Genomic DNA, 6951 nt, shown 5'->3' on the forward strand with positions numbered 1-6951 from the left:
AATAGTACGTGATTTTAGGATTCCCGTTCCAAAGCTGCCCCTTGCCGCTTTTGATGTTGTATTTGGCATTTTCTGATTTTCCTGATATTTTTTCTTTTTCCGAATTAAACGTTAAAAATTTTACGTTTCCTGAAGCTTCAACTACATTATTTTTTGCATTTCTAACAATTTTATCTGCTTTTAAAACATTTTCTCCCCGGACAACTTTTGAGTTTCCGGAATAAATGATTTTATCTCCCCCGTCAACGATTTTCATTTCATTTCCTGTGACTGTGGTTTTTTCTTCCTGTGCCCCGGCATTTAAAAAAAATAACAGGTTTAATAAAATAAAGCTTGTGATTAAAAATATGGTTGTTTTTAATTTCACCTTTTTCCTGGCCGCCACTTACCATCTCTTAATTGTTACCATATTTCAGTAGTCTGATTTTTTATAGTTATTGTTGAAAGATCCGGGGTAGCTTCAAGTCCTTTTCCATAAACAGTATTGCCTTTTTGGACAATTTTTACTTTTTCATCAGTAACTATTTTCTGCGCTTGAGAAAGGTATTTTAAGTTTGTTGTTTCAAGGTTTTCGCCTTTTGCCGTATTAAGAAAACATTTTCCCTCGCCTGTAATATCGTAAGTATTCATATCTATTGACCCTTTTTCGGCTGTCAATGTGGATAAATATTCTCCCTTTTTATAAAATTTAATTGCAGGGCTTATAAGTATTGCTTTCTTTTGTTCTTCAAATATTTTTGCCGAAGGGGCTTCCATTACCCAGTGGCGTTTCCCGCTCACAGTTTCGGTAACTGTAAAATTTTCTATCGCCTGATCGGGAACTTGAGTCACTTCTTTAATCGGAATATTATTGTTATTACACCCGATAAAAATTAGCGTTGTCAAAAAAATAAAACTATATATGTTTTTCATCTTGCCTTTAGCTTACCCCTTACCGCTTATCACTTACCACTGTCTTTAGCTAGGCCTGGTCTTCCACCTTTTATGCCACCAAACCCACTGGTCCGGATATTGTCTTATATGATTTTCTATTAAGCTGGTAACATGTTGAGTGTTTTTTAAAACATCATTCTCAAAATTTCCGGTTTTGCTTATTTCAATCGGCGTGATTACCACTTTATGCCTGTCATCAGGAAGGCGAGCATCAAGAGCCAGCACAACCTTTGCTTCAGTTTTTAAAGCAAGGGTTGCTAATCCGGAAGGTGTCCAGGCAAGCCGCGAAAAAAAATTGACAAATACGCCCGGAACCGAAGTGTCCTGATCAATCAATAAAGCAAGAATTTCGCCGTTTTTTAAAGCTTTCAGCATTTTTCGCGCGGTATCGCTTTGATCCCGAAAAATTATCTTTAGGCCTTTGGATATCCTGAAATTCAAAAGCATTTTATTGCCCCTATCTAGATAACTTTTCTTGGCAATCACGTTTACAGGATACCCTTTTGAAGCCATCGCCGCCCCTAAAAACTCCCAGTTCCCGCAATGCGCGCTGGCCAGTAATACGCCTTTCCCTTTTTTAACTGCGTCAGCTAAAATATTTTCATTTTCAATTTCCACAATCCGTCCCAAATCCGCTGAACTTAATTTCGGATAATAAAGAAATTCGAAAATATTTTTTCCCGTTTTTACCCCAATATTTTTGGCTAACAAGCGTATTTCTTCGGGAGATTTTTCCGGAAAAGAGTTTTTAAGATTAATTATTGCCGGTTCTCTGGATACTTTAATAACATAATATGCAACCAGCCCAAGAAAACCTCCAAATTTTACTGCAGTTTTATAAGGCAATAACTGGGCTACCTTAAATAATGAAATAATTATCAAATAATAAATATATCTATAAATTTTTTCATAGATATAAATCAGTTGCTTTTTTCCAAAGACCGCGGGACTTAAGAACAATCTCAACAACTTCACGTACAACCCCCTTTCCTCCGGGTATTTTTGAAATATAGTCAACTTCTTTTTTTACTTCAAAAGGAGCGTCAGAAGGGCAGACAGAAAAACCCACGGAACGAAAAACAGGAATATCCAAAAGATCATCCCCTATAAAAAGTGTTTGGTTCAAAGAAACTTTCAATTTTTTTGAAATTTCAATTATCGCTTCTTTTTTTCTCATGCATTCCTGATATAAAATATCAATACCAAGGGCTTTAGAACGATTTCGAACGGCATCTGATTTTCCGCCGGTAATCCAGGCAAATTTTAATCCCGCGCCGCTCAATTGCGCAAGATGAAACCCGAAGCCGTCTTTTACGTTCCATATCTTGATTTCTTTACCGGAATCTAAAACAATAATTTCACCCCCGGTTAACACTCCGTCAACATCCATTGCAATAAGTTGAATTTTTTTTGCCAGAGAACTCAGCTTTCTTGAAAGTTTCATAGATTATCCAACAGACTCCTTCTTAGGAATCTCTTTAAGCCAAGGTGTGATATCTTTAGGAATTTGCCGCAGGTATGGTTTTAGAACAATGTTTAAGAAGAAAAACAATATTATTAATACAGAATATACGATAGAAAGAGTTTTCAAATGCCATTTCCATGTAGGCTGCCAAAGCGGTACAATAGTAAAATCATAACCGCATTTTTTGCAGTTTTTCACGTAATCCTTATTTTCCGCTTGGCATTTCGGGCATTTCATTGTTTTCTCTCTTTGAAACTAACCTTTCCATATTTTAAGAGTCACGTTCTACAGTTTTCCCCCATTGAGCCGCTTATGAGTCTGAAGCATTTTTCGGTAATTAATCTTTGCGGTGTTTGAGCCCGCCGTACATCAGGCGAGGCGAGTTCGCAAAGATTCCGAAAAATGCGAAGCGAATGGCTCACGGGGTGCATTTCTTTTGGTTCATTTTCTTTGGGCATGCAAAGAAAATGAACTCTGGGGTGCAGGGGCCCTCGGGTCCATAGACCCTATGGGTCGAGGACGAGAAAGCCCCTATCCCTTATCACTGCTTTTTACCAATCCATCTATGCCTTTTAAAACTGGTATCAGTTTTTTTAATTCTTCAAAACTCAAACTGTTAGAAGCGTCCGATAAAGCTTTAGATGGATTTTCATGAACTTCAACAAAAATACCCGATATTCCTAAAGATACCGCAGACCGCGACAATGTCTCAACAAATTCTTTTTGGCCTCCGGATGATTTTTTAAGCCCGCCTGGAAGCTGAACACTATGCGTTGCGTCAAAAATAACCGGATATAACGTTTTTTTCATTATTGCAATAGATCTCATATCAACGACAAGATTATGATATCCGAATGATGTTCCTCTTTCAGTAAGAATTATGTTATGGTTTTTCTGGCTTTCAATTTTCTCAACTACATGAAAAATATCTTCAGGTGCAAGGAACTGCCCCTTTTTCACGTTGACTGGGAGTTTTGTTTTCGCGCATTCGAGTATCAAATCAGTTTGCCGGCATAAAAATGCCGGGATTTGTAAAATATCTGCAACTTTTGACGCGTATTTAACTTCGTTTTCACAGTGAACATCAGTAAGAATTGGAAGCAAATACTCTTTTTTTACTCTTGATAAAATTTCTAGGCCTTTTTTTAATCCCGGGCCGCGAAAAGATTTTAATGATGTTCGATTAGCTTTATCATAGGAAGCTTTAAAAATTAGCGGAATATCAAAATCCTGAGATATTCTTTTTAATTCTTTTGCGGTTTTTAGAATTGATTTTTCATTTTCAATTACACAAGGCCCTGCGACAAGGATAAGTGGCAGGTTGTTCGCTAAATTAATATCAAATGATTTTAAACTGACTGTTTTTTCTTTCATACAATTTTATTTTCTTTCACAAGCCTGTTTTTAAGAGATGCCCCTATAAAATCCTTGAAAAGAGGATGCGGCCTTGCAGGGCGGGACTGAAATTCCGGATGGAACTGTACCGCTAAAAACCATGGATGATTTTTTAATTCAATAATTTCAACCAGCTTTTTCTTTGGGTTAATCCCTGCAACGGTCAGGCCTTCTTTTTCAAACCGCTCGCGGTACTTATTGTTAAATTCGTATCTATGCCGGTGACGCTCGCTTATTTCATCTTTTTTGTACGCTTTATGAGAATGTGTTCCGTCTTTCAATGTACACGGATAAGAGCCAAGGCGCATTGTGCCGCCTTTTCTTTTTACCTTGCGCTGTTCTGCCATAATATCTATTACCGGATGCTTAGTTTTCGGATTAAATTCGGTTGAATTTGCATCCTTCCAATCAAGAACGTTGCGCGCAAACTCTACAACAGCGCACTGCATCCCGAGACAAATACCAAAAAAAGGAATCTTGTTTTCTCTGGCATACTTAATAGCCCTGATTTTTCCTTCAATTCCCCGATCTCCGAACCCTCCCGGGACCAGGATTCCGTCCACTGAGGCAAGATCTTCTTCAATACCTTCCTTTTCCACGTCAAGATAACGCACCTCAACTGATGTTTCATTGGCTACACCACCGTGTTTTAAAGCTTCCCATATGCTTTTATACGCATCTTTTAGTTCGGTATATTTTCCTGCAACCGCGACAATAACAGCATGTTTCGGAAACCTGAAATTATGGACCATTTTTTCCCAGTCTTCAAGGTTATGTTTTTTTGCTGTAAGTCCCAGATATTCAAGAACCAGATCATCCATCTTCTGTCTTTGAAGAAGAAGCGGAACTTCATAAATGGAAGAACCCACATCTTTTTCTTCTATTACGGCCCGCGGTTCAACGTTACAAAAAAGCGCTATCTTGTTTTTTAACTCTTCAGTAAGATTTTTTTCCATGCGGCAAATAAGCATGGAAGGTTCAATCCCTATTTCCCTAAGCTTCATAACGCTGTGCTGCGTCGGTTTAGTCTTCATTTCTTCCGCAGCTTTTATATAAGGAATCAATGTAACATGGCAGTAACAAACGTTTTCCCGTCCTACCTCAAGCCTGAACTGTCTTATGGCCTCAAGAAACGGCAGGCTTTCAATATCGCCCACAGTCCCGCCTATCTCAACAATGATAACATCATATCCTGAAGTAATTTTTTTAAGCCGGCTTTTTATTTCGTTTGTGATATGAGGAATAACCTGGATAGTTTTGCCTAGATAATCGCCCTTTCTTTCCGCGCTAATTACTGCTTCATAGACCTGTCCGGAAGTAGCATTATTTTCGCGGTGCATGTCCTGGTCCAAAAACCTTTCATAGTGACCCAGGTCTAAATCGGTTTCCGCTCCGTCAACAGTTACAAAAACCTCCCCATGCTGATAAGGAGACATTGTGCCGGGATCTACGTTAAGATAGGGATCAAACTTTAAAATGTTAACTTTTAGGCCCCGCGCCTTAAGAAGGCACCCCAATGATGCCGCGGTTATTCCCTTGCCTAAAGATGAAACAACGCCTCCGGTAACAAAAACGTACTTTGTTGTCATGAAAGCATCCATTGAATTTTTTTAATATCTTGTGGAACATCGACTCCTAAGGAATCAGTTTTTGAAAGAATTGTTTTAATTTTGAAGCCATTTTCAAGAATTCTCAGCTGCTCAAGCTGTTCAGTCTTTTCCAAGCCGGTTTGAGCCATTGCGGAAAATTTAATCAGAAAATCCTTGCGGTATCCGTAAATACCGATATGCTTATAATATCTCGCTTTTTTTTTGTCCCTATTATAGGGAATAGGGTATCTTGAAAAATATAATGCAAAACCTTTTTTGTCTAAAACAGTTTTAACTACATTAGGGCTTAATATTTCTTTTTTATTCTTCAAAGGATAGACCGCGGTTACAACGGAGGTTTCCTTATTCTTTTTCAATTCTTTAATAAGATTGTCAATCAACAGTGGCGAAATCAAAGGTTCATCGCCCTGAATATTAATAAAAATATCGTATTTTTTGCCTGTTTTTTTAGCTACTTCTGCAAGACGATCTGTTCCGCTTTTGCAATTTTTTGAAGTCATGAAAATTTTTGCATTGAATCTTTTAGCCGTTTCAAAAATTCTTTGATCGTCAGTTGCTATTATAATTTCATCAAGAAGCCTGCTTTTTTTGGCTCTTCGCCATACTCTTTCTAGCAATGTTTTACCATTAATGACAAAAAGGGGTTTGCCCGGAAAACGTGTTGAATTGTACCGTGAAGGAATAACTCCGATGGCCTTCATATCAGTGGTTTTTACCCCGTTAGAAACAGCCGAACAATACTTTATCTCCCAAACTGCGAAAAGCTGTATTTCTTTTTTTCGTTACCCCTTCCTTCTTCTTATCGTTTCACTGTTTCTAACGGGGTGCCCCCCAAACTACTTAGAAACAGCCGAACAATTGTTAATGTCTAAAATTAAAATATCAAATATGAGGCTGTTGCAAACCCCATTTTCGTCATGCCGTCCGCCCTGGGCGGACGAGGTGACACTGCTTGACTTCGGCAACAGCCTCATTTCTAATTTCAAGACCGTGAAAACTTAGAAAACCTTTTTTAGCATCTACCGCGTTCTCTTATGTTTTATTGTTTCTAACGGGGTTTATTGAAATTTTTTATAGCTGTCTGAAGCTCTTCCGGCGAAACCGTAGCTGTGCCAAGTTTTGCCACGACTACGCCGGCGGCAAAATTAGAAATTTCGGCTGCTTGTATTAAATTTGCTTTTGCAGCTAGTGCCAGAGTAAATGTTGCTATAACTGTATCCCCGGCTCCGGTCACATCATACACTTCTTTCGCTCTTGTGGGAATATGGGTAATTTTATTCCCGTGCTCAATTAACGTCATCCCTTTTTCACCCCGGGTAATCAAAACAGAATCTGTCCCAAGTTTTTTAAGTATTTTTTTACCCAAATCAACTATATTTTTATCTTCTGTCGGCCCGTGATAATGCATCCCGGCTATCGCTTCAGCGGTATTGGGGGTAATGCAGGTAACTTTTTTATATCTCATAAAATTTTCTATCTTCGGATCAACATTAATGGGAATATCGTATTTTCTGGCAAGATTTATGGCCTTTTTTAAAATCCTGGCGC

9 protein-coding genes are annotated in these 6951 nt (G+C 38.3%); all 9 read right to left on the minus strand.

The features are described 5' to 3' along the window. Window positions 1-385 (minus strand): hypothetical protein (locus NT145_07245; GenBank protein ID MCX5782481.1); only part of this gene is annotated, 385 nt, incomplete at its 3' end. A gap of 17 nt (window positions 386-402) precedes the next feature. Continuing rightward, window positions 403-912 carry an LPS export ABC transporter periplasmic protein LptC gene (lptC, locus tag NT145_07250; GenBank protein MCX5782482.1) on the minus strand — a complete coding sequence of 170 codons (510 nt, stop codon included), beginning with the start codon at window positions 910-912 and terminating at the stop codon, window positions 403-405. 45 nt (window positions 913-957) lie between these two features. Beyond that, complete coding sequence (locus NT145_07255) at window positions 958-1908, minus strand: lysophospholipid acyltransferase family protein (GenBank protein MCX5782483.1); 951 nt, start codon at window positions 1906-1908, stop codon at window positions 958-960. Further along, window positions 1841-2377 carry an HAD hydrolase family protein gene (locus NT145_07260; GenBank protein ID MCX5782484.1) on the minus strand — a complete coding sequence of 179 codons (537 nt, stop codon included), beginning with the start codon at window positions 2375-2377 and terminating at the stop codon, window positions 1841-1843. The genes NT145_07255 and NT145_07260 overlap by 68 nt, the downstream gene beginning before the upstream one ends. A 3-nt stretch (window positions 2378-2380) precedes the next feature. Continuing rightward, a complete protein-coding gene (locus NT145_07265; GenBank protein MCX5782485.1) occupies window positions 2381-2635 on the minus strand; it encodes a zinc ribbon domain-containing protein in 255 nt (84 codons plus the stop codon). A 294-nt stretch (window positions 2636-2929) separates the two neighbouring features. Further along, window positions 2930-3772: a 3-deoxy-8-phosphooctulonate synthase gene (kdsA, locus tag NT145_07270; GenBank protein MCX5782486.1), complete on the minus strand. Its 843-nt coding sequence runs from the start codon at window positions 3770-3772 to the stop codon at window positions 2930-2932. Beyond that, complete coding sequence (locus NT145_07275) at window positions 3769-5382, minus strand: CTP synthase (protein MCX5782487.1); 1614 nt, start codon at window positions 5380-5382, stop codon at window positions 3769-3771. Before NT145_07275 ends, kdsA begins: the two co-directional genes overlap by 4 nt. Beyond that, the gene (gene kdsB / locus NT145_07280) at window positions 5379-6104 is read right to left on the minus strand and encodes a 3-deoxy-manno-octulosonate cytidylyltransferase (protein MCX5782488.1); all 726 of its coding nucleotides are present in this window, start codon (window positions 6102-6104) and stop codon (window positions 5379-5381) included. The genes NT145_07275 and kdsB overlap by 4 nt, the downstream gene beginning before the upstream one ends. 347 nt (window positions 6105-6451) lie before the next feature. Then, a partial coding sequence (locus tag NT145_07285; protein ID MCX5782489.1) for a PfkB family carbohydrate kinase occupies window positions 6452-6951 on the minus strand: 500 nt, incomplete at its 5' end.

This window comes from Elusimicrobiota bacterium (genome assembly GCA_026388075.1).
Lineage (GTDB): Bacteria > Elusimicrobiota > Endomicrobiia > Endomicrobiales > JAPLKN01 > JAPLKN01.